We start from the raw sequence: 25,331 nt of genomic DNA, 5'->3' as shown, positions 1-25,331 counted from the left end.
CTTGGGCGTGATGGAGAAGCTATGAGTTCATCGTGTATAGAAGAAGTAAGTGTACCAAATGATGACTGGTACCGAATTGCAGCTGAATTATTAGGCCGTGCGGGCATTGAAATTAATGGTCCTGCTCCCTCCGACCTGCGAATTAAAAACCCTCTCTTTTTTAAGCGCGTTTTACAGGAAGGGTCGCTGGGGTTAGGCGAGAGCTATATGGACGGCTGGTGGGATTGTGAGCGGCTGGATATATTTTTCCATAAAGTTTTACGCGCCGGTCTGGAAAATCAGCTTCCCCATCATTTCAAAGATACCTTGCGTATCGCCAGCGCACGCTTATTCAATCTGCAAAGTAAAAAACGATCCTGGATTGTCGGTAAAGAGCATTACGATTTAGGTAACGATCTGTTCAGCCGCATGCTCGACCCCTATATGCAGTACTCTTGCGCTTACTGGAAAGACGCGCAGACTCTCGATGACGCGCAGCAGGCAAAATTAGATCTGATCTGCCGTAAACTTGAGCTTGAGCCAGGGATGCGGGTGCTGGATATCGGCTGCGGCTGGGGCGGGCTGGCTTACTACATGGCCAAACATTACCAGGTCAGCGTGGTTGGCGTGACCATCTCGGCAGAGCAGCAGAAAATGGCGCAGCAGCGCTGCGCGGACCTCGACGTCACCATTCTGCTCCAGGACTATCGCGACCTGCACGAAAGCTTCGATCGTATTGTTTCCGTCGGCATGTTCGAACATGTCGGGCCTAAAAATTACGCCACCTATTTTGATGTGGTCGATCGTAATCTGAAACCCGACGGTCGTTTCCTGCTGCATACCATCGGTTCGAAAAAAACCGATCATAGCGTTGACCCGTGGATTAACAAATATATCTTCCCTAACGGCTGCCTGCCGTCGGTGCGCCATATTGCCGAAGCCAGCGAATCGCATTTCGTTATGGAAGACTGGCATAATTTTGGTGCCGACTACGACACGACGCTGATGGCCTGGTATGAGCGCTTCCTCGCCAGTTGGCCGGAAATCGCCGACAACTACTCGGAACGCTTCAAACGTATGTTTAGCTATTATCTGAATGCCTGCGCTGGCGCTTTCCGCGCGCGCGATATTCAGCTCTGGCAGGTGGTTTTTTCTCGCGGGGCCGAACACGGCCTGCGCGTGGCCCGCTAATCGCTCCCTCACCTGCGCTGTTGGCGCAGGTGCTTTCTTCTCTTACTTGCCGCTACGGCAATAGCCAATGCATTTATCAATCCAACGCAGGACGCTCTCCTGACGACATATTGCCCCTTCAAGCACAATAAAATCGCCAAACCTGTCGCTTTCAAGAGGCGGAACCTGCGGATATTGTTCCATCGTTTTTTGTAAAATATTCAATCGCTCAAGATGCTGTATGCGCTGGTTTTCCAGCAGATGGATGCGCGTGGCCAAGTCCAGATAGTGGGAAAAATACATACGAACCCGAAAAACATCTTTCGCCGTTTTCTCTATCGGCTCGTCCTTATGCAGCCACCGAAGGAGCTCATCCCGCCCGCTATCGGTAATGCTGTACTTCTTCTTTTCCAGAATATCGCCGCTAATCTCAATATCGTAAGTCACCAGCCCGTCGTTATACATGCTCTTAAGCTCGCCGTAGATCTGGCTATGTTTGGCGTGCCAGAACTTTGCCAGCTCGTGGTTAAACGCCTTACTGATGTCGTAGCCGGTCATCGCCGTGCGGTTAAGTAAGCCAAGAATGGCATAAGTTAAAACTCTCATTGCGCCTCACCCGTGGTCTTTTCATGCGCAGTATATCATGCGTCCTCCTCCTCATTTCTCCTTCTTTCCCCCTGAACAATCATGTCAAAAAAAACATGTAAATATTGACATGATTATTTGTGTGGTTTAGCGTTTCGTCAGGATCATTTAAAACCAGCACATGTTAATAAAACATTGATTTTGTTGCTGAATAGAAAAATTATATCGAGGATAAATAATGGATTACTCAAGGAAAAGATGGCGGATCCTGATAGCCAGCTGTTTTATCAACCTATGTGTGGGGTCTATGTACGCCTGGAGCATTTTTGCCGCGCCAATGGCGGATTACCTCTCCCAGCTACACAACACCAGCATAACCTCAGCCAACCTGGCTATCGTCTTTGTTATCTGTAACTCCGTTGGCCCTATTACGATGATCGCTGGCGGAAAAATAAACGATACGCTCGGCCCCAGGCTGGTTATTTTTATCGGCGGATTGATGTTTGGTGGTGGGATGATCCTCTGCGGCTTCGCTTCAGAAATCAGCCACCTGATCTTGGCATACGGGATCTTAACCGGGCTGGGCTTAGGCATGGTGTACGGTGCAACGATCGGTACCTCCATTAAGTTTTTCCCGGATAAACGCGGTTTTGTCGGCGGCGTCACCACCGCGCTGTTTGGTATCAGCTCCGTCATTATTCCCCCTATTGCCGCATTAATTACCGCGCAGGCCGGAATTCTTTCCGCCTTTAAAATCATCGGACTCGCATTCGCCGTTATTGTCTGCGCCTGCGCTTTTGTTATCGACAAATGTCCAAACGGTTTTATTCCGGACGGCTGGCAACCGCCACAACAGGCGCGAACCGGGGCGCCGTCAGGGAATAAAAACTGGCGCCAAATGCTGTCCAGCCTCAATTTTTATCTGATGCTTATCATGCTGACCTGCGGCGCGGTCGCCGGGCTGATGTGTATTTCGCTGGCCTCCCCGCTGGCAAAACTTATGGTTGGGATGTCCACCGGCGCAGCAACCCTGGCCGTTTCCATCCTTGCGCTTTTCAACGTGCTGGGTCGCATACTGGCAGGCAGTATTTCGGACAAAATTGGCCGAATTAACACCCTGATGCTGGCCTGTATTCTCTCGATTCCAGGCCTTTACGCCCTCTATTGCACAGGTATTGGCGACGATGCGCTGTTTTACACCGGCATCTCCGCTATCGGCCTCTGTTTCGGCGCGTTTATGGGCGTCTTCCCCGGTTTTACGGCCGATCAGTTCGGCGCCCAGCATAACAGCGTGAACTTCGGCATCATGTTCTGCGGCTTTGCTATCGCCGGATACGTCGGGCCAACCATCATGACCTCAACGTTTGCCGCAACGCGCGGTTACCACAGCGCCTTTCCGATCGGTATCGCATTCAGCGTTGCCGCGCTGCTGCTCGCCCTCATCTTCCGCCTGATAAATATAAACGCTCAGCTTAAATAATTTCCGGAGAATTAACGCATGACTATCACCCGAAAATATCCCCATCTCTGCCAGCCAATTAAAATCGGCAATGTCTATTTCCGAAACCGTATGTTTGGCGCGCCAATGGGAGGGACCGATATTACCGCTGACTGCACCATTGGTCCGGCTTCCACGGCATTTTATGAAAACCGTGCGAAGGGCGGCGTCGCTAATGTCACCGTCAGCGAACTGGTGGTACACCCGAAAACCGAAGGTTCGCATATGTTTCATCTGGATCTGCAAACTCCCGGTTCGCTGGCCAGCTTTACCTACACCGCCGATGCCATCCGCCGCCATGGCGCAATCGCCAGCGTTGAGCTATCGCACTCAGGTCAATATGCGGGAACCTATCTAACGGATAAAAATAAGAAAGAAGGATTGTATCAATGGGGACCGAGCCAGGGTACACGCCCCGACGGCCGGGCAGTTCATGAACTGACGCCTGAGCTAATCCACGAGATCGTCGAGGCCTATGGTGAAAAGGCTGCGCTGGCTAAAAGAGCCGGATTTGAGATGGTGATGGTACACGGCGGGCACGGCTGGCTTATCAATCAGTTTCTTTCGCCGTGGTTTAACCATCGTACCGATTGCTATGGCGGTTCACGGGAAAACCGGGTCCGCTTCGCCATTGAAGTCCTGCAAAGCGTACGCCGCGCGGTAGGTAAAGACTTCCCTATTGAATTTCGGATGAGCGGCTCGGAGCTCTTCGAGGGCGGATATGATTTACAGGAAGGCATCGAGATAGCCAAACTGCTGGAAAGTCACATTGATATTCTTCACGTCTCCGCCGGGACCTATCAGCGCGGGTTTGGCGTAACGCACCCTTCAATGTTTTTACCGCACGGCAGCAACGTCTATTTAGCCGCCGAAATAAAAAAACATGTCCAGGTTCCCGTGGCTACCGTCGGCGGATTAAACGATCCGCAAATGATGGAAGAGATCATCGCTTCAGGTAAGGCGGATATTGTGGAAATGGCCCGCGCCCTGCTTGCAGATCCCGAGCTACCGAAAAAAGTCATGACCAACCAGGACGAAACGATTATTCGCTGCCTGCGCTGCTTTACCTGTATGGCAGAACGCGCGGAAACCTCAACCCGCCGCTGCACCGTTAATCCGCTTATTGGCCGGGAGCGCGATGGACTTGAAATTCAGCCAGCGCCGCAGAAAAAGCGTGTTCTGGTGGTTGGGGCTGGCCCTGGCGGACTACAGGCAGCCTGGACGGCAGCAAGACGCGGGCACGACGTTATCCTCTGTGAGAAAAATAATGAGGTCGGCGGAATTCTTATTGGTGAGCAGGCCATTCCCTTCAAATATGAAATGTATCAGCTGGGCGTGACACTGGGTAAACTTTGCGCCGATGCGGGCGTCGATATTCGCTTAAATACTGCGGTCACCCCCGCGCTGGCAAACGCGCTAACCCCGGATGCGTTGATTATCGCCGCTGGCTCTGAGCCCAACGTTCCGCCAATCAAAGGTATCCATAACGACAACGTAGTGCTGATCAATAATTATCACCTTCATCATCAGACGCTTCCCGATGAAGTTATTGTTCTCGGCGGCGGTCTGGCCGGTTGTGAAGTGGCGATTCATCTTGCCCGTCAGGGTAAACAAGTCAAACTGGTGGAGATGAATGACTCGCTCTCACCCGATGCCAATATCCGCCACCGTCCGCTGCTACTGGAAGAAATCGCTAAATCCGGGATTGCCGTTTTCTGCCAGTACCGGGCGCAAGAAATCACCGACGACGGGGTGATATGCATAGACAGTAGCGGCAGCAACGTAAAGATTGCCGGGAAAGGCGTGATTTGCGCCCTGGGACAGCGCGCGCGCCATGAAACAATTGAACAGCTGCGCGATTGCGCTCCGTGGGTTGCTCAGGTGGGAGATTGCGTAAAAGTATCGACAATTACTACCGCGATTTATCAAGGCCACCATGCAGCAATGGATATTTGATGGCGTAAAATGGCAGCCCGGGGGCTCGTCCCGGGCTGCGAAATAGCGCTATTCTGCCGCCGTTTTCAGTGCCGCCTCTTTCGCCGCCAGCACGCGCTCGACGGTATCGATGACCGCCTGAGTCTGCGGATCGATTTCAATATTCACCCGATCGCCCAGCTTTTTCACCCCAAGCGTGGTGCGCTGCAGCGTTTCCGGAATTAAATGAACGCAAAAGCGGGTTGGCGTCACTTCACCGACGGTGAGGCTAATCCCATCTACGCCGATATAGCCTTTATAGAGGATATATTTCATCAACGTCGGGTCCTGAACCTTAAACCAGATCTGGCGGTTATTTTCCGAGGTGAGAATTTTCACTACTTCCGCGGTGGTCATAATATGGCCGGACATCAGGTGACCGCCAATTTCATCGCTGAATTTCGCCGCGCGCTCAACGTTAACGCTGTCGCCCTCGCCAACCTCGCCCAGATTAGTTATACGCAGGGTCTCTTTCATCAGGTCAAAACTCACTCGCGCGCCGTCTATATGGGTGACGGTCAAGCAGCAGCCGTTGTGCGCCACGGAAGCCCCGGTTTCGAGCCCCGCCAGCATATGCTCAGGCAGCTCCACGATGTGGGTGCGAAAGTTAGGTTTTTCATCGATCGCCACCACTTTGGCGGTCCCCTGCACAATACCGGTAAACATATTTTGCTCCTGTATAAATTCGTGACGGTATCAGTACCGTTTTAGGCTATGACGAACAATAACAGGTGGCAAAACAGGTTGCCAGCGCACAACGTGCAGTGGAATTTTTTCACTGGCTAAATGGCTAATCCTCGCTACAATAGTCTGGCAAATCCCTCTGCTTTTCTTCTTGCTGCCACATATGGCGGCTTTTTTAGTCCTCCAATAACAACAATATAAAGGTGTTTACGTGCAGAAGTATTTTATTGAAGCGCGTCAGTTATTAGCACTGGCTATACCCGTTATACTCGCCCAGGTGGCGCAAACCGCCATGGGCTTCGTCGATACCGTGATGGCGGGTGGCTATAGCGCCACCGACATGGCGGCCGTCGCCATCGGCACCTCTATCTGGCTACCGGCGATCCTCTTTGGCCACGGCCTGCTGCTGGCCCTGACGCCCGTTATTGCCCAACTGAATGGTTCCGGCCGTCGCGAGCGTATCGCTCACCAGGTACGCCAGGGGTTCTGGCTGGCTGGCTTCGTCTCCCTGCTGGTGATGGTCGTGCTGTGGAACGCTGGTTACATTATCAGCTCAATGCATAACATCGACCCGGCGATGGCAGAGAAGGCGGTCGGCTACCTGCGGGCGCTGCTGTGGGGCGCGCCCGGCTATCTGTTCTTTCAGGTCGCTCGCAACCAGTGTGAAGGCCTGGCGAAAACCAAGCCGGGTATGGTAATGGGATTTATCGGTCTGCTGGTCAACATTCCGGTGAACTACATTTTTATCTACGGACACTTTGGTATGCCGGAGCTCGGCGGTATCGGCTGCGGCGTGGCGACGGCATCGGTTTACTGGGTCATGTTTTTCAGCATGCTCTTCTGGGTGCGCCGCGCGCGTTCGATGCGCGATATTCATCACACAGAGCGCTTCAGCAAACCGGATTTTGCCGTCATCCAGCGTCTGGTACAGCTGGGCCTGCCGATTGCGCTGGCGCTGTTTTTCGAAGTGACCCTCTTCGCCGTCGTGGCGCTGCTGGTTTCGCCGCTGGGGATCGTTGACGTCGCCGGGCATCAGATAGCCCTCAACTTCAGCTCGCTGATGTTCGTCTTGCCGCTCTCGCTGGCGGCAGCGGTGACCATTCGCGTCGGTTTCCGTCTCGGGCAGGGTTCCACGCTGGAGGCCCAGACCTCAGCCAGAACCGGCGTCGGCGTCGGGGTGTGCATGGCCGTTTTCACGGCGGTTTTCACCATTCTGATGCGCAAGCAAATCGCGCTGCTGTATAACGATAATCCCGAGGTGGTTACCCTCGCGTCCCAGCTGATGCTGCTGGCGGCGATCTACCAGATTTCCGACTCCATTCAGGTGATCGGCAGCGGGATTCTGCGCGGCTACAAAGACACGCGTTCCATCTTCTTTATCACCTTTACCGCCTACTGGGTATTGGGACTGCCGAGCGGCTACCTGCTGGCGCTGACCGATATCGTGGTACCGCGCATGGGCCCCGCCGGGTTCTGGTGCGGCTTTATTATTGGCCTCACCTCCGCCGCCGTAATGATGATGCTGCGCATGCGTTTCCTGCAGCGTCAGCCTTCCAGCGTCATTTTACAACGCGCGGCGCGCTAGCCCGTCACGGAAGAGAAGTCGCTATCCAACGGCGCTGATTCAGCGCCGTTTTCTCAAGCTGGTGAAGAAATATTCTTTTGCATCAGTAAAATATAACCAATATGGATAAAACTTCTGCGATCGTGAGAAATCTGGAAGAAAAGTGACGTTTGCCTCTTGCCACAACCCCTCCCTCCCGCTAATATGCGTCCCCGTTGCCACTGCAACATTGCGTTCATAGCTCAGTTGGTTAGAGCACCACCTTGACATGGTGGGGGTCGTTGGTTCGAGTCCAATTGAACGCACCATAATGCGTTTATAGCTCAGTTGGTTAGAGCACCACCTTGACATGGTGGGGGTCGTTGGTTCGAGTCCAATTAAACGCACCATAATGCGTCCGTAGCTCAGTTGGTTAGAGCACCACCTTGACATGGTGGGGGTCGGTGGTTCGAGTCCACTCGGACGCACCATTTCACAGCCTCGTGATGTGGTGCCTTTTATTTCCCGCATTGAAATATCCGAAAATTACTCTCAGCACTGGCAATACGCTATTTTCTGATTTTTCCCGGTCGCGTCCTTAATATCTTTCACCATTCCGACAACTTATTTCCTGCGCTTATGTAAATTGACGTAAAGCCCTGCGCCGCGTCTACGCTGCATTTATTAACGCAGCGGCCCCGCCGATATTCCCTCGCGAATAAAAATCTTTCGTTAGATCATAACCCGTTATGCTGACATTCATTAAAAACAAGCGAAACGGTAACAGCAGCGCAATTCAGAGTATTTCAAAAAATATCACCACAAACCGGTTTGACTGTTCAAAAATAACGACTAAATTTAATTTCTGAACGACAACGGATACGTACCTGAAGCGTATCTTCCTGACATAAACTCAACAACAGAGGTATGAAAATATGGCAGAACATCGTGGTGGTTCCGGTAATTTCGCTGAAGACCGTGATAAAGCATCTGAAGCAGGACGTAAAGGCGGTCAGCACAGCGGTGGTAACTTTAAAAACGATCCGCAGCGCGCATCTGAGGCCGGTAAGAAAGGCGGCCAAAATAGCCATGGCGGCGGGCGTAAATCTGATAATTCCTGATATTAATCGCCTCATTCTCTTGTAACTAAAAGAGTATCCTGCGAGTCTGCGGACTCGCAGTTATTCTCCGTTTATAAAGGTAATTAATATGAATATGAAGAGCATAGAAGACGTTTTTATTCATCTTTTATCGGATACATATAGCGCAGAAAAACAATTAACCCGCGGCCTGGCGAAACTCGCCAGAGCGGCGTCCAGCGAACAGCTTAGCGCCGCGTTCAAGGCCCACCTGGAGGAGACTCAGGGGCAAATTGAACGTATCGATCAAATTGTCGAGCAAGAGCCTGATATCAAAATTAAACGGATGAAATGCGTGGCCATGGAGGGGCTGATTGAAGAAGCTAACGAAGTTATTGAGAGCACGGAGAAAAATGAAGTGCGGGATGCGGCATTAATTGCCGCTGCGCAAAAGGTTGAACATTATGAAATTGCCAGCTACGGCACTCTCGCCACTTTAGCAGAACAGCTTGGCTATAAAAAAGCGGTTAAACTTTTAGCGGAAACGTTAGAAGAAGAAAAATCAACCGACCTTAAATTAACTGACCTGGCGGTCGGCAACATTAATAAAGACGCCCAAAATAAATAGCCAGATGGTAAACCAATATTAAGGAGTTGATTATGAATTATCTTGAACATTATCACGACTGGCTACGCGATGCGCATGCAATGGAAAAGCAGGCAGAATCTATGCTGGAATCCATGGCGAGCCGCATCGATAATTATCCTGACCTGCGCAGCAGAATTCAACAGCACGTAACTGAAACCAAACGCCAAATTACGGTACTGGAGGAGATTCTGGATCGTAATAATATATCACGCTCGGTGCTGAAGGATTCCATGAGCAAAATGGCCGCGTTGGGCCAATCCATTGGCGGGATGTTCCCTTCCGATGAAATCGTTAAAGGGTCAATTAGCGGTTATGTATTTGAGCAGTTTGAAATTGCCTGTTATACCTCCCTGCTTGCCGCCGCGAATAAAGCCGGCGACACCGCCTCAATCCCCGCCATCGAATCGATTCTGGCAGAAGAGCGGGCCATGGCCGACTGGCTGCTGAAACATATTCCGCAAACAACGGAAGAGTTCCTTCTGCGCTCTGAAGCCGAAGGCGTTGAAGCGAAAAAATAAGCAATAAGGATAAGAGCCTATGTTCCGACACGTTAAGCAGCTTCAGTATACCGTAAGGGTCGCCGAGCCGAATCCGGGACTGGCGAACCTTCTTCTGGAACAATTCGGCGGTCCCCAGGGCGAACTGGCCGCCGCATGCCGGTATTTTACTCAGGGCCTGAGCGATGACGATCCGGGCCGTAAAGATATGCTGATGGACATTGCCACCGAAGAGCTGAGCCACCTTGAAATTATCGGCTCGCTGGTTGGCATGCTCAATAAAGGGGCCAAAGGCGCCCTGGCGGAAGGCGCGGAAAACGAAGCCGACCTGTACCGCTCGCTTACCGCTAACGGTAACGACAGCCATATCACCTCTTTGCTATATGGCGCAGGCACGCCGCTGACCAACTCCGCCGGGGTGCCCTGGACCGCTGCCTATATTGATACGATTGGTGAGCCAACCGCGGATTTACGCTCCAACGTGGCGGCCGAGGCGCGGGCCAAAATCATTTATGAGCGCCTGATCAACGTCACTGATGACCACGGAGTGAAGGATGCGCTGGCCTTTCTGATGACCCGGGAAGCCGCTCATCAGCTCTCTTTCGAAAAAGCGCTCCAGTCCATCAGAAATAACTATCCGCCAGGAAAATTACCGCCCGTCCCTGAATACGCCAGCACCTACTACAATATGTCAGAGGGCGACGACATTCGCGGTAGCTGGAATAGCGATAGGCACTTCGAATATGTGGCAAATCCACAGCCTGCAGTGGATGGCGGAGAGGGTGGCGCCAGCGTTAAGCTAACGGCCAAACAAAAGGCCCTGGCGAAAACCATGGCGAAACGGACCCAATCCGATCCGGATGGCGATCCTCTGACCGGCGCAGAGCTCGGCGCAGGCAAGAAAAGCCCTGGTCCTCGATAACCTGCTGTTAATCACTTCCCCCTGCTCAATTCGGGGGGGTGTTCTGTGATGGGGTCCGGAATATGTTTGAACTCGACGCGTTTAATCTGGCTCGGCTGCAGTTCGCATTTACCGTCTCTTTTCATATCCTTTTTCCGGCGATTACCATCGGACTGGCCAGCTATCTGGTGGTGCTGGAGGGGATGTGGCTGCGGACAAAAGATGACGTCTGGCGCTCATTGTATAATTTCTGGCTGAAAATTTTTGCCGTTAATTTCGGGATGGGCGTGGTTTCAGGCCTGGTCATGGCTTATCAATTCGGCACCAACTGGAGCGGTTTCTCACAGTTTGCCGGTAGTATTACCGGTCCCCTGCTGCTTTACGAAGTGCTCACCGCCTTTTTTCTCGAAGCCGGTTTCTTAGGCGTTATGCTCTTTGGCTGGAACAAAGTTCCTCCCGGCCTGCACTTCTTCACCACCTGCATGGTGGCGCTGGGAACGCTGATGTCAACCTTCTGGATCCTCGCGTCAAATAGCTGGATGCAGACGCCGCAGGGTTTTACCATTGAAAACGGTCATGTCATTCCCCAGGACTGGCTGGCGATTATCTTTAACCCTTCTTTCCCCTATCGTCTGTCCCATATGGCGATTGCCGCTTTTCTCAGCAGCGCGATGTTCGTCGGCGCCTCCGCCGCCTGGCATCTTCTGCGGGGCAATGATACGCCGGCCATACGAAAAATGTTTTCCATGGCGATGTGGATGGCCCTGCTGGTCGCGCCGGTCCAGGCTATCGTTGGCGATATGCACGGGCTCAACACGCTTGAACATCAGCCGGCAAAAATCGCTGCCATAGAAGGCCACTGGGAGAACAAACCCGGAGAAGCCACCCCGCTGCTGCTGTTTGGCGTGCCCGATATGGATGAAGAACGCACCAAATACGGGCTGGAAATCCCTGCGCTTGGCAGCCTGATCCTCACCCATAGCCTGAACAAGCAGGTCCCGGCGCTGAAAGATTTTCCGCCGCAGAATCGGCCAAACTCCCTTATCGTCTTCTGGTCTTTCCGCATCATGGTCGGCATGGGCATGTTGATGATTGCCCTCGGCGTATGGAGCCTGTGGCTCCGCTACCGGCAGCGTCTTTTTCACTCCCGCGCCTTTCAGTGGTTTGCGCTGGCGATGGGGCCGGCGGGGCTGCTGGCGCTGCTGGCCGGCTGGATCACGACCGAAGCGGGACGCCAGCCATGGGTCATCTATGGTTTATTACGCACCCGGGATGCGGTCTCTCTCCACAGCACAGCGCAAATGATCGTCAGCCTGCTGGTCTTTATCGTGGTGTACTGTTCGGTGTTTGGCGTAGGTTATTACTACATTATCCGGCTGATTCAGAAAGGGCCTCAGCCCGTCAGCGAATTGACATCGACAACCTCCGGTACGCCGGCTCGCCCCCTTTCCGCCGCAGAGGCCGTGCCTGAAGAGGAGACTCGCTAATGGGCATCGATATCCCCGTTATCTGGTTTGTCATCATAGTGTTTGCCACGCTGATGTATATCGTTATGGACGGCTTCGATCTCGGCATCGGAATCGTCTTCAGCTTTGTGCCCAACGCCAACGAGCGCGACGTGATGATGAACAGCGTCGCCCCGGTGTGGGACGGCAATGAGACATGGCTTGTGCTGGGCGGCGCGGGGCTATTCGGCGCCTTTCCGCTGGCCTACGCCGTCATCACCGATGCGCTAACGATTCCGCTCACCGCCATGTTAATTGGCCTGATCTTTCGCGGCGTCGCCTTCGAATTTCGTTTTAAGGCCACCCCCTCTCATCAAAAATTCTGGGATTACTCATTTGTGGGCGGCTCGTTGTTGGCCACCTTTAGCCAGGGGATAGTCGTGGGCGCGGTCATCAGCGGCTTCGAGGTTGCCGACCGCAGGTTCATCGGCTCAGCGCTGGACTGGCTGACGCCCTTTAGCCTGTTCTGCGGCTTAGGGCTGGTGGTGGCTTATACGCTCCTCGGCACCACCTGGCTTATCATGAAAAGCGAAGGCGCGCTGCAGCAGCGCATGCGTGAGCTGACCCGTCACACGCTTCTGGCGCTGATGGCGGTTATCGCCGTGGTCAGCGTCTGGACGCCGCTGGGCTGGCCGTCCGTTGCTGAACGCTGGTTTACCCTGCCTAATTTCTACTGGTTTGTGCCCGTTCCCATTCTGGTACTTGTCTTTAGCCTGTGGATCTGGCGCCTGAGCGCTCATCCCGCAAGCCACGCCCGCCCTTTCCTCCTGACGCTTGGGCTTATTTTTCTCGGCTTCAGCGGCCTGGGCATCAGTCTGTGGCCCAATATCATCCCTCCGCATATCACGCTGTGGGAAGCCTCCGCGCCGCCGGCCAGCCAGCTATTTATGCTGGTAGGAACCCTGCTTATCATTCCGGTGATTTTGGTTTACACCGCATGGAGCTACTACGTATTCCGCGGCAAAGTTTCCGGAAATGAAGGCTATCACTGAGGTGGGCTATGGCTGACTGGCATACGCGGGCCATTATCTATCAGATTGATTCAGCGCTGTTTTACGATCTTAACGGCGATGGCTGCGGCGATATCGCCGGGATCGCCGCGAAGCTGCGCTATATTCGCCGGCTGGGCGCGACGGTGATCTGGATAACGCCCTTCTACCTGACGCCGTTTCTGGATGAGGGTTACGATGTCAGCGACCATCTGCAGGTCGATCCGCGATTTGGTCAACTGGCGGATATCATTGCTTTTATCGAGCAGGCCCGCGAATTAGGCATGCAGGTTATTATTGAATTGCTGATCCAGCACACCTCCGACGCTCACCCATGGTTTCAACAAGCGCGGCGCAGCCGTCGCTCGCCGTTCCGCGACTATTATCTGTGGGCAGATAGCGATGATGACGATACGCAGCCCATGTTTCCCGGCGTCGAAGAGAGCATCTGGTCATGGGATGACGAAGCCGGGCAATATTTTCGCCATATGTTTTACCGCCATGAACCCGATCTCAATCTGGCCTCTCCCGCGGTGATCAAAGAAGTCGAAAATATCGTTATCTTTTGGCTGAAGCTGGGGGTTTCCGGCTTTCGTCTGGATGCCGCCTCGCATTTGACGAAACAGGCCGGACGCGGCGAGGAGAAACGCGGGCTATGGCTCCTGGAACATCTGCGTCGGCTGGTTGAACGACATAATCCGCAGGCCATACTGCTCGGCGAAGTCGACGTTGAGGTGGCGCAGTATCGCGACTATTTTGGCGATAATAACCGACTTAATATGGTACTTAACTTCTGGCTGAACAAATATTTTTACGTCAGCCTCGCCAGCCAGAGCGCCCACCCGCTGAGCGACGCCATCAAGAAAATGGTGGTGCCTCCTGACGCCTGCTGCTTCGCAAACTGGCTGCGCAACCACGATGAACTGGATCTTGAAGGGATCGGTAACAAGAACAAGCAGACCGTGCTGGATGCCTTCGCGCCGGATAAGGAGATGAACGTTTATCAGCGCGGTATTCGTCGTCGGCTGGCGCCCATGCTGAACGGCGACCGGCGGCGGCTGGCGTTCTGTCATGCCGTGCTTTTTTCGCTGCCCGGCGTACCGATCATGCGCTACGGGGATGAGATCGGCATGGGTGACGACCTGGCGCTGGAAGAGCGCTACGCGGTGCGTACGCCGATGCAGTGGGCCGGTTCAGCGGGCGGCGGCTTCTCCGCAGCCGATCCGCAGACGTTTGTGGCTCCCATGATCGACCGGGGACCGTTTCGCTATCAGAAAGTCAACGTCGCTGATTCCCTGCTGCACCGCCATTCTCTCCTGCACCGTATTATTGATATCGCCAATACGCGGTCAGAATTCCCGGAAATCGCCGTTGCGCCTTTCCGCATCATTAGCACCGATCGGCAGGCGATTCTCGGGATCTGCTACGATGACCACGAGCGCAGCGTTATCGCCTTTCTTAATTTCAGTGATAAACCGCTGCGTTTTACCGCGAAAGGGATCTATGCGGCGGTGTGGACGCCCTGCCTGGCCGACAAAACCTACGCGGACGCCCTCACTCCCGGTAAGCAGGCTAAGCTGGAGATTAGCGCATATGGCTATCGATGGTTCTGGACCAGCAGTAGCGCGCTGCGTTAGCGTTTTTTACGCGAGATAAACCATTTTGCTAAAAGTACCCCCGCCGCTGCCGCGCCGCCCAGCAGCGCTTTTCCGGGCACGCCGGAAGTGATGGCGGTGGCGCGATATTTCGCCTCAGAGGAAAAACGCCCGTGCGTTTTATGCAATCCGCTGACCGGCTGTTCGAGATAGTCCTGACGGTCGTCGGCATTCAAGCGCCGGGTCATTTGCCCTTCCCACGCTTTTTTGACCATCAGCCGGTCAAGGAAGCCCGGGAAAAGAAATTGCCCAATAATGGACTGAATCGTGCTGCTCCCTACCCAGAGTTCGCGTACGGGCCGGCGCGCGACGTTGAAGATAGCCTGGGCGGCCACTTCCGGCTGAAATACGGGCGGCACCGGGCGCATCGCCCAGGCAAACTTATTGCGCGCCCACTCGAACTGCGGCGTATTCAGCCCCGGCATCTGTACCATCGCAATACTCACGCCGCTATTTTCATGCATCAACTCCGTACGCACCGCATCGGTAAAACCCCGAATCGCGGCCTTTGCCCCGCAGTAGGCGGACTGTAGCGGAATGGAGCGATAGGCGAGCGCGGAGCCAACCTGGATAATCACTCCGCGATCGCGGGGCGTCATCAGCGCCAGCGCGGCGCGAGTCCCGTTGACGTAGCCGAGGTAGGTGACCTCGGTTACCCGTCTAAATTCGTCGTGGGTCATCGCTCTGAAAGGCGCCAGCACCGCACACATCGCGTTATTGACCCATACCTCGATAGCCCCGAGCCGATTTTCGATTTCGCCGGCGGCGGTCAAGAGCGCATCGGCATTTGCCACATCGGCCTGCACGGTATGCACCCGAACGCCGCAACGAAGGAGCTCCTGCTTCGTCGCCTCAAGGCTTCGGCCATCGCGGGCAATAATGCCGACGTCATAGCCTGCCCGTGCAAAGCGCAGGGCCGTTGCTTTACCGACTCCCGCAGTACCGCCAGTGATCGCCATGACTGCCATATAAACCTCCGCAATAAAAGCGTTATGCGCTCTGCCAGCTGGGCAGTTTCTCGATGAGCATCGCCAGTGAATAGCGCACGGCTTTCTCCACAACATCCTGGCACTCGCCGGAAAACAGCGTTTTATGCGCGTCGATACTGCCGCGAAAATTCCACGCGAACCAGACGGTCCCCGCAGGCGTCCCGTCATCGCCGCCGTCCGGCCCCGCGTATCCGCTAATGGCGATACTGATATCCGCCCCGGAACGCGCCAGCGCGCCGGTGGACATCTCTTCAACGGTATGCCGACTGACGGCGCTATATTTCTCCAGCGTTGAGGCGTTGACGTCGAGAAGCTGCTGTTTCGCCCGATCGCTAAAAGTGATTAAGCCAATATCGTAGAATGCGGCCGTATCCGCTTCCGCGCACAGCGCTGCCGCCAGGCTACCGCCGGTGCAGGATTCCGCGGTGGTTAAGCGTAAACGACGGTCAATCAGCGCGCTGGCGACCTGTTTAGTCAACTCGCCGGTGGTTTTCGCCTGGTTATAAGGGTTATTTGACATAAAAAGACCTTTTTAACTCTCAGCAGGAATAATAGAAATGTGGCCATTCCGTTCCAGTATGGCATATTTGATTTTACTTAATTCCGTAATACCCTGATTCTGCCGCGCGGCGACCAGGATATCATCACAGGAGACGTCCACTTTTTTCAGCTTATCAATTAACGGCACGCCATTTTCGACTAAAATCACCGGGCAACCATCAAGCGCTGACTCTGCGCCAGCGGAATATTTCTTCATTAATCCGAAAAGCATATCCACGACCACCAGCGTCATAATCGTCAGCATTGCGCCGGTCACCGAAAAATCGTTCCCCAGCAGCGCCTGCTGGGTAGCCTCGCTGATAATAAGTAATAAAATCAGATCAAAGCTGGTCATTTGTAATAGTGCCCGGCGGCCGGCGATTTTAAACACCACCAGCAAAATTAAATATATCGCTAACGCACGCAAGACCATCTCCATCGCATCCTCCTAAGGATAAATAAATTGCCAGAAGCGGATTTCGGGTTCGCCGTTTAGCTGCAAAGAGTGGTTCAACTTACCTGGGCGGGTGGGCGTAACGTAGAGCCATATAGAAAAATTATTCATGCTTTTCAAATCATTATAGACCAGAAAGAGCCGGTCGTTCTGACTGTACATCCTGTCTGGCCGGGGCCAGATACTGCCTGGTTCAAAAGAAGAGGTAAAATCACCGCCAAGGCTAAAAATATATTTATCCGCGACCCGCGGATGGGCGGTAATCTTTAACCTGAATTCAGTTTGCAAACGACCGAAGCGGTCATAGGCCACCGTTAAATTGCGCTGCGCAGTTTTTTTTTCGGCAGTGCTAAAATAGCCTCCAGAAAAGAGACCCAAAAGGGCTGCCAGTATGATCGCCAATAATATTCCGAGGCCTATCTGGCGGGCAGCGCATTCAAAATTAAGAAAAAATTCGTTCTCTTTAATCCCGGGCAGCCTCTCTTTTTCACTTGCCATTTTTCACCTCACCGTTGCGCTTATTATCGGAGCGCCAGTTTAAGGAATAGCAACCCGGTTTAATATGTCAAGTTCGTCGCGCCAAAGCCGGAATAATAGCTAAACGGGACATCTCGCTTGTTATTCGTTGAGCATCTCCCCCGCCTCCATCCGGAGGAAGATGTTTCCATTTAGCGCGGCGGGTGCACGGATGTTGTCTCGAGCTTAGGCCGTTGCCCGCGACGCCATCCGTACCGCTCAGCAGGCGTGTCGTTAACTTTATTGTGAGTCAGGTCATGTTTTATAAAAATGAGGTTGACCCGGCTCCTGCGCGAAAATATTTTATGCCCATGTGATATCGATTTCATAAGAACCATGGCAACCATAAAAGACGTCGCTGTAAAAGCCGGCCTGTCGGTCACGACGGTATCCCGCTTCCTCAACAATCATCCTTATATCTCTGAAGATAAAAAGGAAAAAATCCTCGCGGCCATGAAAGAGCTGGATTACGAGCCGAGCACCGTCGCACAGCAGATGCGCGGGGTGAAAACCCACCGGATTGGCGTGCTTATCTCAAGGATAACCAACCCTTTTTTTGCCAGCCTGGTCGACACCCTTGAAGTTACGGCACGAAAAAACGGCTATTCGGTGCTGATCGTCCAGAACCACAATAGCGCGGGCGAAGAAGAAAACTGTCTCGATCTGCTGAAGAAAAAAATCATCGACGGGCTGATCTTATGCGCCGTAGAGAGTGACAAAGACGTCATTGAGCAATATCAGAAATATGGCCCTATCCTGCTGTGCAACACCAGCATAGATAATACCACTTTGCCCGTCGTCAGAATGAACGATGAACTGGCAACCTATAACGCCGTCAGCTGGCTGCTTAACAAAGGGTATAAAAAAATCGCCTACTCCACCGGTGGCGCATTCCAGCAAAAGGGCCACGGCAGCAGAAGGAACCGCGGCTTTATTGCCGCTATGCAAGACGGACAGCAGGCGATTAACGAGCGGTTTATTTTTCGTCATGTCCACACCTGGCGCGACGGGCAGCGCCTGGCTGAGCAAATTCTGCAGATGACGAAAAGCGAACGTCCCGATGCGATTTTCGCCGGCAGCGATGAGGTCGCCTGCGGCCTGATTTCCGCGCTATCGGCCCACGGCGTCAGCGTTCCCGGCGAACTGGCGGTCATGGGCTTTGATAACCTTCCCGTGGCGGAGATGGTGCATATTCCGCTCACTACCGTTAGCCAGCCCATTGAGCAGCTGGGCCGCATCTCTGTAGAACGCCTGCTGTCCCTGATCAACCACACGCAGTATCGCTATGACGAGGAAGACCTGAAATCGGAACTGGTTATCAGAGCCTCGGCGTAATTTTTTTCACTCAATATGGTATCGATTTCATACTCAGGAGAAATGATGAATCAATCACAACAAAGCGCATGGTGGAAAGAATCGGTTATTTATCAGGTGTACCCAAAAAGCTTCTATGACAGCAATAACGATGGCGTTGGCGATATCCCGGGTATTATCGCTAAACTGCCGTATCTGAAAACGCTGGGCATCACCCTGATTTGGGTCTCGCCGTTCTACCGCTCGCCGGGAGCAGATAACGGCTACGATATCGCGGACTACTATGCGGTGAATCCCGATTTAGGCCAGATGCAGGACGTTGATAACCTGATTAAACAGGCTGGCGAGCTGGGCATTGAGGTAATGGTCGACCTGGTGGTTAACCATACCAGCGATGAACACCCCTGGTTTCAGGCCGCGCTGGCCGACCCTCAATCGAAATATCGTGATTATTACATCTTTAAACCCGCCGCGGCGGGCGGCGCGCCCAATAACTGGCGATCGATTTTTGGCGGCAGCGCGTGGGAAAAAGTCGCTGGCGAGGAGTGCTACTATCTGCACGTTTTTCATAAAAAGCAGCCGGATCTCAACTGGGAAAACCCGCAGCTGCGCGAGGAAATCTACGCCATGATTAACTGGTGGCTGGATAAAGGCATCGCCGGTTTTCGCATCGATGCAATTACCTTTATTAAAAAAGATCAGGACTACGCCTCTCTGCCCGCAGACGGTATTGATGGTCTGGCATCGATTAAAGCGAAATCACGCAACCGTCCGGGCATCGAGCGCTTTCTCCACGAGCTAAAAGAGCGCACTTTCCGTCGTCACCGCTGCGTAACCGTGGGCGAAGCGCCGGGCGTGCCTCTGGAAGAGTACGACAGCTATATTGGGCCAGACGGCTACTTTAATATGATTTTCGATTTTCACGCCGCCGATATTGATGTCGAAAACGGTTCTGAATGGTTTAAGCAGCGCGACTGGAACGTTCGCGAATTCAGGGAGGCGCTATTTGCCAGCCAACGGGCCTTTTACCAGGCCGGCTGGGGAACGACGTTTATTGAAAACCACGACCAGCCCCGCGCGCTGTCCAAGCTCATCCGCGACGCGGATTATCAAAATGACGTCGGTGCCAAAGCGCTGGCCGCGATGTACTTCTTTATGGCCGGAACGCCGTTTATTTATCAGGGCCAGGAGCTGGGGATGAAAAATTTCCGCCGACAATCGATCGCGGAATTTGACGATATTTCCAGTATTGATAACTACCACCGCGCCCTGGCGGAAGGTTTCTCTGAACAGCAGGCGTTAGGCTTTATCAACCAGCGCTCGCGGGACAATTCGCGAACGCCCTTTCCGTGGTCAGATAGCGCCAACGGCGGATTTAACCGGGGCGCGCGGCCCTGGCTGGCGTTTTCCGCAGCTGACTTCAGCGTCAACGCGCAAAGCCAGATAAACGATGCGGATTCAGTATTCGCGTTTTACCAGAAGATGATCGCCTTGCGAAATAAGCACTATCCGCAAACGCTGATCTATGGTTCATTCGCCGCCATAGAAGACGTTGACGATCGCATCATTGCCTACGAACGGAGAACGGCGACCGAGCGTTTTATCTCGATAACCAATTTAAGCGCACAGCCTCTGCCCTTTACGCTCCCGGCGGGTGAGATTGTCCTCAATAATTATGCCGACGCTGAGACTCCCCTGAAACCCTATCAAACCCTTCTCGTTAAGGAATGAGTCAAATATGAACAACTATAAAAATATCGCCGTTGAGATCGTGAATATCATCGGCAAGGAAAATATTGCCTCAGCCACCCACTGCGCCACCCGTTTACGTTTACAGGTAAAAGATCGACAGAAAATTGATGATGATAAAATCCGCAATATTAGCGAAGTCAAAGGCGTATTTTTTAATGCTGGCCAGTATCAGATAATCCTCGGAACCGGGATCGTCAATAAGGTTTACCAGGCGTTTGTTAACGAATTCCAGGTTGCCGAAATCAGCAAGGATGAAATGACGAAGCAGAGTACGGGCCGGTTACAGCGGGGAATTCGCAATTTATCAGACGTGTTTGTGCCGATTGTCCCGGTACTCGGGGCCACCGGCCTGTTTCTCGGCCTGAAGGGGGTCATTTTTAACGATACCGTCCAGGCGTGGTTTGGCGGCAGCGTTCATCAGGTTCCGGTGGCGCTGCAAACGCTGACCACGGTGCTTTGCGACACCGCTTTCGCCTTTCTGGCGGCGTTTATTTGCTGGTCGGCGTTTAAGAAATTTGGCGGTACGCCAATTATCGGCTTCTTAATCGGCCTGATGCTGGTCTCCCCCGCGCTGCCGAACGCCTATGACGTGGCGTACGGCAACAGCAGCCCAATTTATGTATTGGGTTTTATTCCTCTGGTCGGCTATCAGGGGTCTATTCTGACCGCCCTGATCACCGGCATTATCGGCGCTAAGCTGGAAATTTTTTTCCGCCGGGTGATGCCCAACTCGATGGATCTGATTTTTACGCCGTTTATCGTCATCCTGATTGCGGTGGCCATCGCTTTACTGGTTTTAGGGCCGCTGGTGCATGCGTTTGAACATTATGCCGTGATGGCTATTCAGCAATTTCTGACGTTGCCTGCGGGTATTGGCGGTCTGTTAATCGGCTTCATCTATCCCATTGCCGTGATGACCGGGATGCATCATATGTTTATTATGATTGAAACCTCGCTGATTGCCGGTACCGGGTTTAATCCATTAATTACGGTGTGCGCGATGTACGGCTTTGCCAACGCCGCCGTATGTCTGGCTATTTCACTGAAGGCGAAAAATATCGCGTTTAAAACCGCCGGGATTTCCGCGACCATTACTCAGCTATTAGGCGTTTCGGAACCGGCTTTATTCGGTATCGTGATGCAATCCGGGCTACGGGCGATAATGGTGATGCTCACCAGCTCGGCGCTGGGCGGCATGGTGCTGTCGCTATTGTCGATAAAAGCGAACTCATACGGTCTGGCGGTCCTTCTGTCGCCGCTGATGTATCTCTACGATCGCTATCAGTTTGTTACCTATATTACCGTCGGACTCGCGGTCTTTATTTTTGCCTTTATTATCACGTTCATTTTTGTCAAAACCGATAAAGCGACCAAAGAGGCCTGAAAAAAATAAAGCCCAACTATTAATTTAACACCCCAATATACATCCCATTTTAATGGCACAGTAACCTGTGCTCTGCGCCCGCGCGTCCAGAGCACAGCTACCCCTGTACAGGTATTAATGATGAAAGCCTATATGCTTACGCTCTGCGCGCTGGCTTTGCCAGCATCCGCCGCTGCGGCGGATACGACCCTGAATGAAATTAACGCCCGACTCGAAAGGCTTGAGGCCGAATTAAAACAGTCGCGCATCCAATTACAGGATGCGACGCGAAAAATAGACGCTGCGGAAAAAAGAGCGGCCAGCGCCGAAAAAAACGCGGCGCGCGCGCAAGAAAGATTACAGTTTGTCGAACAGCAAACCGAGCAAGACCTGGCGCGAATAAAAAGTAAACCGTCGCAGCCTCTTATCGCACAAGAGAAGGATCGGGAGATTAAATTCGGCGGCTACGCGCGCAGCGGAATATTGACCAGCAAAGGCACCACCAGCACCGTAGGCCCCTCTCTGACGCCTGCGGGCAGTACCGGCGGCAGCGTCGGGCGCCTGGGCAATGAATCAGATACCTACGTAACCGCCGATATCAACTACCGGCGAAAATATGATAATAACAGCCAGCTGCGTTATTACATGAAAATCGCCGAGTGGGATAAAACGTATAATACCGACAGTTCATACAACGGTCAGATGAACGTACGGCAGGCGTTTGTCGAAATGAGCGATATGCCTTCGTTTAGCGGCGCATTTAAACAGGCCACGCTGTGGGCCGGCAAGCGTGAAGACCGGGATAACTTTGATATTCACTGGCTTGATTCCGATATGATGAATTTAATCGGTACCGGCGCAGGTATTTATGACGTGAACTTGTGGGGCGATATCAAAACCAATCTCGCCATATACGGGCGTAATTTCAACGATATCGATACGATGGACAACGTTGAATATAACAACATGACCGGCGCGGATAACACCTATATTCAAAACTACACCTTCTCGCTGAATAACCGGCTGGACAGCTGGCAGTGGATGCTCAACGGGTTATACTCGCAGGACAACGATAAACGCATTAACGATGGCCTGGCGTCGGATAAAGCGGCCTCGCAGGGGTTCAACACCATGCTGGCGTACCATGGCGACAGCTTCTACGGCCTGCGTCCCGGCAGTACCAAAACGGCCCTGCTTTATGGCCGCGCGCTGGGAGCGGAGGTTCGCGGCCCGGGCTCCGACGGCTATCTGATAAACCCGGCATGGACCGTCAAGTTTGCCTCTTACGGGACAACGTCCCTCACCGACAGGCTGAGCTTCGCGCCGCTGATCGTCGCCCAAAGCAGCAATAGCCGCTATATCGATTCAGACCATTACGACTGGGTGACCCTGAACGCGAGAATAATTCAGCAGATTAAGCAGAACTTCGCCCTGCAGTACGAAACCAGCTATCAGTATATGGATATCGATCCGAAAGGCTTTAATGGCAACAGAGCTGCCAGCGGCAGCTATTACAAGCTGACGTTTGCTCCTACTTTCAAGATGCAGAACGTGACGGACTTCTTTGAACGCCCGGAAATCCGCTTTTTTGCCACCTGGATGCGCTGGGACAAATCGCTGGATGACTACTCCTCGACGGACACCTTCGGCAGCGCCGGATACCATAGCGCGGGGACGTTATTCTTCGGCGCCCAGCTCGAAACCTGGTTCTGAAAGCCTGCCTCTTTGACTAACCCCGAGGAAGAGGCGCGCCAGTAATTGGCCCTCTTCCTCATTTTGAACCACAATTATTGGGCCAGATTTCCGTTACCCGGAAATGATCTATCGTGGAGCTTTTCAACTGGCGGAAGGCCACCGACAACAAATGTGATAACAACAACGGCGGGTCAGTCATTATGAAGAAAATTGCCATTATCGGCGCAGGTCCAACCGGAATTTATACCCTGTTCTCATTACTCAAACAGGGCGAGCCGCTGGACGTGTCAATTTACGAGCAGGCCGAGGAAGCGGGCGTGGGCATGCCCTACAGCGATGAAGAGAATTCGCGCATGATGCTGGCCAATATCGCCAGCATTGAAATCCCCCCCATTCAGAGCAGCTATCTCGACTGGCTGAAAGCCCAGAGCCGGACCCGCCTTGCGCGCTACGGCGTGGATTACGACGCTTTGCACGATCGTCAATTTTTACCGCGCATCCTGCTGGGTGAATACTTTCGCGACCAGTTTCTTGCGCTGGTCGGAGAGGCCAGGGAGCAGGGCTTTCGCATCCGGGTCAATGAGTCCTGCCGGGTCAGCGACCTGCAGGCGACCGAAGAAGGGGTCAGACTGTGGGTTGAGGATGAGCCGGTCGCCGAAGCCTTTGACCTCGCGGTGATCGCCACCGGACACGTCTGGCCCGATGAAGAAGAGTCGACCCGCACCTGGTTTCCCAGCCCGTGGTCTGGCCTCATGGAGGCCAGCATTCACCCTTGCCGGGTGGGCATTATGGGCACCTCGCTAAGCGGAATTGACGCCGCGATGGCCGTCGCCGTCCAGCACGGTCGGTTTATCGGGTCCGACGATGACGCCCTCGCCTTCAGGCTGGACGAGGCAAGCGAGGCGCTAAGCATCGCGCTGATGTCGCGCTCCGGCATTTTGCCGGAAGCGGATTTTTACTGTCCTATTCCCTGGGAGCCGCTGAGCATCGTCAGCGAAAGCGCGATGGAGCAAGCCATCGCCGCGGGCAGCGACGGTCTGCTCGATCGCGTCTTTGAGCTGGTGGCGCAGGAAATCACGCTTGCCGACCCCCTATGGAGCGAAAATATCGCCCTTCACAGCCTTAACGCCGACAGCTTCAGCGAGGCGTGGTTTGCTAAACGCCAGCAGCATAATCCGTTCCACTGGGCGCTGGATAACCTTGAAGAGGTTGAGCGCAACAAACGCGCGCGATATACGGTTCCCTGGCGCTACGCGATCCTGCGGCTGCATGAAGCCGTTCAGGCGATGGTGCCTCACCTAAATGACCATGACCGGGAGCGTTTCAAAAATGGTCTTGCGCGGGTCTTTATCGACTGCTATGCCGCCATTCCTTCAGAGTCTATCCGCCGGCTGCTGGCGCTGCGCGAAGCGGGCGTCATCAGTATTCTCGCCTTAGGGCATGACTATGAGATGGCGGTAGAGCAGGAAAAAACGGTGATTACCAGCGAACAAAATCGCTATACGTTTGATGTATTTATTGATGCCAGAGGGCAAAAGCCGCTGAAAAATAAAGATCTTCCCTTCCCGCATTTAAGGGAGCAGCTGCTGGCGACCGGAGAAGAGATTCCTGAGGTCGGAGACGACTATACGTTGCGGGAACCGCCCGAAGTACGCGGGCGCATCGCGTTCGCCGCCATTCCCTGGCTGATGCACGATCAGCCTTTCGTTCAGGGTATCACCGCCTGCGCGGAGATCGGCGCGGCGATAGCGAAAGCGATATCCCAGCCGGCAAGCCGCTCGCGCAGGCGTTTATCCCCGCTCGATCTTTAGGAAAGAAAAATAGCCGCCCGTTGACGGGCGGCTATTTTTAACGCTTTTCAGGCTGGGGATGCCAGGGATCTTTTTTATGATCTTCGCTGTCGTCTCTTTTACGCGGCACTTCCCCCTGCTCGCGCGGGTCCTCTTTCGACGGATGACGGCCCCGCTTATCCGGGTCGGCTGGATGCTGTACGGACATCA

At 53.6% G+C, this 25,331-nt stretch carries 23 protein-coding genes and 3 tRNA genes; 19 read left to right on the top strand and 7 right to left on the bottom strand.

All coding sequences use genetic code 11. From position 1 onward, the window contains the following. Window positions 1-21 precede the first annotated feature (21 nt). Window positions 22-1,170, top strand: coding sequence for a cyclopropane fatty acyl phospholipid synthase (cfa, locus tag MKleb_RS11855; RefSeq protein ID WP_014838673.1), 1,149 nt, complete (start codon window positions 22-24; stop codon window positions 1,168-1,170). 42 nt (window positions 1,171-1,212) lie between these two features. On the opposite strand, the gene MKleb_RS11850 is transcribed toward cfa, so the two are convergent. Beyond that, a complete protein-coding gene (locus MKleb_RS11850; protein WP_025105839.1) occupies window positions 1,213-1,755 on the bottom strand; it encodes a PadR family transcriptional regulator in 543 nt (180 codons plus the stop codon). 286 nt (window positions 1,756-2,041) lie between these two features. On the opposite strand from MKleb_RS11850, the gene MKleb_RS11845 reads away from it, so the two are divergent. Both MKleb_RS11845 and MKleb_RS11840 read left to right on the top strand, forming a co-directional pair. Further along, window positions 2,042-3,214, top strand: a complete 1,173-nt coding sequence (locus tag MKleb_RS11845; RefSeq protein ID WP_217076698.1) for an L-lactate MFS transporter — start codon at window positions 2,042-2,044, stop codon at window positions 3,212-3,214. An 18-nt stretch (window positions 3,215-3,232) separates the two neighbouring features. Then, a complete protein-coding gene (locus MKleb_RS11840) occupies window positions 3,233-5,188 on the top strand; it encodes an NAD(P)/FAD-dependent oxidoreductase (RefSeq protein ID WP_196587685.1) in 1,956 nt (651 codons plus the stop codon). Window positions 5,189-5,236: 48 nt separating this feature from the next. Here the strand turns inward: MKleb_RS11840 and MKleb_RS11835 are convergent, their stop codons facing one another. After that, window positions 5,237-5,872, bottom strand: coding sequence for a riboflavin synthase (locus tag MKleb_RS11835; RefSeq protein ID WP_025105841.1), 636 nt, complete (start codon window positions 5,870-5,872; stop codon window positions 5,237-5,239). A gap of 229 nt (window positions 5,873-6,101) precedes the next feature. On the opposite strand from MKleb_RS11835, the gene mdtK reads away from it, so the two are divergent. From mdtK to MKleb_RS11780, 11 genes are all read left to right on the top strand, one after another. Next, window positions 6,102-7,475: an MdtK family multidrug efflux MATE transporter gene (gene mdtK, locus MKleb_RS11830; protein WP_014229610.1), complete on the top strand. Its 1,374-nt coding sequence runs from the start codon at window positions 6,102-6,104 to the stop codon at window positions 7,473-7,475. A 210-nt stretch (window positions 7,476-7,685) separates the two neighbouring features. Beyond that, window positions 7,686-7,762: transfer RNA gene (locus MKleb_RS11825), tRNA-Val, on the top strand. A gap of 4 nt (window positions 7,763-7,766) precedes the next feature. Further along, window positions 7,767-7,843, top strand: a tRNA-Val gene (locus MKleb_RS11820). Window positions 7,844-7,847: 4 nt separating this feature from the next. Next, a tRNA-Val gene (locus tag MKleb_RS11815) sits at window positions 7,848-7,924 on the top strand. Window positions 7,925-8,368: 444 nt separating this feature from the next. Further along, on the top strand, window positions 8,369-8,554 hold the full coding sequence (locus tag MKleb_RS11810) for a con-10 family general stress protein (protein WP_004136767.1): 186 nt from the start codon (window positions 8,369-8,371) through the stop codon (window positions 8,552-8,554). A gap of 88 nt (window positions 8,555-8,642) precedes the next feature. Then, window positions 8,643-9,140: a YciE/YciF ferroxidase family protein gene (locus MKleb_RS11805; protein WP_014229611.1), complete on the top strand. Its 498-nt coding sequence runs from the start codon at window positions 8,643-8,645 to the stop codon at window positions 9,138-9,140. Window positions 9,141-9,172: 32 nt separating this feature from the next. Continuing rightward, window positions 9,173-9,679 (top strand): ferritin-like domain-containing protein, encoded by a 507-nt coding sequence (locus tag MKleb_RS11800; protein WP_009653688.1) that lies wholly within the window; start codon window positions 9,173-9,175, stop codon window positions 9,677-9,679. A 19-nt stretch (window positions 9,680-9,698) separates the two neighbouring features. Continuing rightward, complete coding sequence (locus MKleb_RS11795) at window positions 9,699-10,580, top strand: manganese catalase family protein (protein WP_025105842.1); 882 nt, start codon at window positions 9,699-9,701, stop codon at window positions 10,578-10,580. A 62-nt stretch (window positions 10,581-10,642) separates the two neighbouring features. Beyond that, window positions 10,643-12,046: a cytochrome ubiquinol oxidase subunit I gene (locus tag MKleb_RS11790; protein WP_025105843.1), complete on the top strand. Its 1,404-nt coding sequence runs from the start codon at window positions 10,643-10,645 to the stop codon at window positions 12,044-12,046. Further along, on the top strand, window positions 12,046-13,056 hold the full coding sequence (gene cydB / locus MKleb_RS11785) for a cytochrome d ubiquinol oxidase subunit II (RefSeq protein WP_025105844.1): 1,011 nt from the start codon (window positions 12,046-12,048) through the stop codon (window positions 13,054-13,056). The genes MKleb_RS11790 and cydB overlap by 1 nt, the downstream gene beginning before the upstream one ends. 8 nt (window positions 13,057-13,064) lie before the next feature. After that, window positions 13,065-14,690, top strand: a complete 1,626-nt coding sequence (locus tag MKleb_RS11780; protein ID WP_025105845.1) for an alpha-amylase family protein — start codon at window positions 13,065-13,067, stop codon at window positions 14,688-14,690. On the opposite strand, the gene MKleb_RS11775 is transcribed toward MKleb_RS11780, so the two are convergent. The 4 genes from MKleb_RS11775 to MKleb_RS11760 are packed head-to-tail and all read right to left on the bottom strand — an operon-like array spanning window position 14,687 to window position 17,189. After that, entirely contained in the window at window positions 14,687-15,676 is a 990-nt protein-coding gene (locus MKleb_RS11775) for an SDR family oxidoreductase (protein WP_014229616.1), read from the bottom strand. The genes MKleb_RS11780 and MKleb_RS11775 overlap by 4 nt on opposite strands. A gap of 22 nt (window positions 15,677-15,698) precedes the next feature. Next, complete coding sequence (locus MKleb_RS11770) at window positions 15,699-16,217, bottom strand: 2-oxo-tetronate isomerase (RefSeq protein ID WP_025105846.1); 519 nt, start codon at window positions 16,215-16,217, stop codon at window positions 15,699-15,701. 12 nt (window positions 16,218-16,229) lie between these two features. Continuing rightward, complete coding sequence (locus tag MKleb_RS11765; protein WP_025105847.1) at window positions 16,230-16,676, bottom strand: DUF421 domain-containing protein; 447 nt, start codon at window positions 16,674-16,676, stop codon at window positions 16,230-16,232. A gap of 9 nt (window positions 16,677-16,685) precedes the next feature. Then, window positions 16,686-17,189, bottom strand: coding sequence for a hypothetical protein (locus MKleb_RS11760; protein ID WP_025105848.1), 504 nt, complete (start codon window positions 17,187-17,189; stop codon window positions 16,686-16,688). Between the two features lie 354 nt (window positions 17,190-17,543). Between MKleb_RS11760 and MKleb_RS11755 the strand changes: the two genes are divergently transcribed. The 5 genes from MKleb_RS11755 (at window position 17,544) to MKleb_RS11735 (ending at window position 25,142) form a co-directional block, all read left to right on the top strand. Next, window positions 17,544-18,542, top strand: coding sequence for a LacI family DNA-binding transcriptional regulator (locus tag MKleb_RS11755; RefSeq protein ID WP_025105849.1), 999 nt, complete (start codon window positions 17,544-17,546; stop codon window positions 18,540-18,542). A 42-nt stretch (window positions 18,543-18,584) separates the two neighbouring features. Continuing rightward, the gene (locus MKleb_RS11750) at window positions 18,585-20,252 is read left to right on the top strand and encodes a glycoside hydrolase family 13 protein (RefSeq protein WP_224226551.1); all 1,668 of its coding nucleotides are present in this window, start codon (window positions 18,585-18,587) and stop codon (window positions 20,250-20,252) included. 7 nt (window positions 20,253-20,259) lie between these two features. Then, on the top strand, window positions 20,260-21,657 hold the full coding sequence (locus MKleb_RS11745; protein ID WP_025105851.1) for a PTS transporter subunit EIIC: 1,398 nt from the start codon (window positions 20,260-20,262) through the stop codon (window positions 21,655-21,657). A 117-nt stretch (window positions 21,658-21,774) separates the two neighbouring features. After that, entirely contained in the window at window positions 21,775-23,349 is a 1,575-nt protein-coding gene (locus MKleb_RS11740) for a carbohydrate porin (RefSeq protein WP_217076696.1), read from the top strand. A gap of 182 nt (window positions 23,350-23,531) precedes the next feature. Next, window positions 23,532-25,142, top strand: coding sequence for an FAD-NAD(P)-binding protein (locus tag MKleb_RS11735; RefSeq protein ID WP_025105853.1), 1,611 nt, complete (start codon window positions 23,532-23,534; stop codon window positions 25,140-25,142). A 37-nt stretch (window positions 25,143-25,179) separates the two neighbouring features. On the opposite strand, the gene MKleb_RS11730 is transcribed toward MKleb_RS11735, so the two are convergent. Beyond that, a complete protein-coding gene (locus MKleb_RS11730; protein WP_004851580.1) occupies window positions 25,180-25,329 on the bottom strand; it encodes a hypothetical protein in 150 nt (49 codons plus the stop codon). Window positions 25,330-25,331: the final 2 nt, after the last annotated feature.

This window comes from Klebsiella sp. PL-2018, assembly GCF_019048985.1.
Lineage (GTDB): Bacteria > Pseudomonadota > Gammaproteobacteria > Enterobacterales > Enterobacteriaceae > Klebsiella > Klebsiella michiganensis.
Note: the sequence above shows the minus strand (reverse complement) of the source record. Positions and strands in the feature narration are given on the sequence as shown.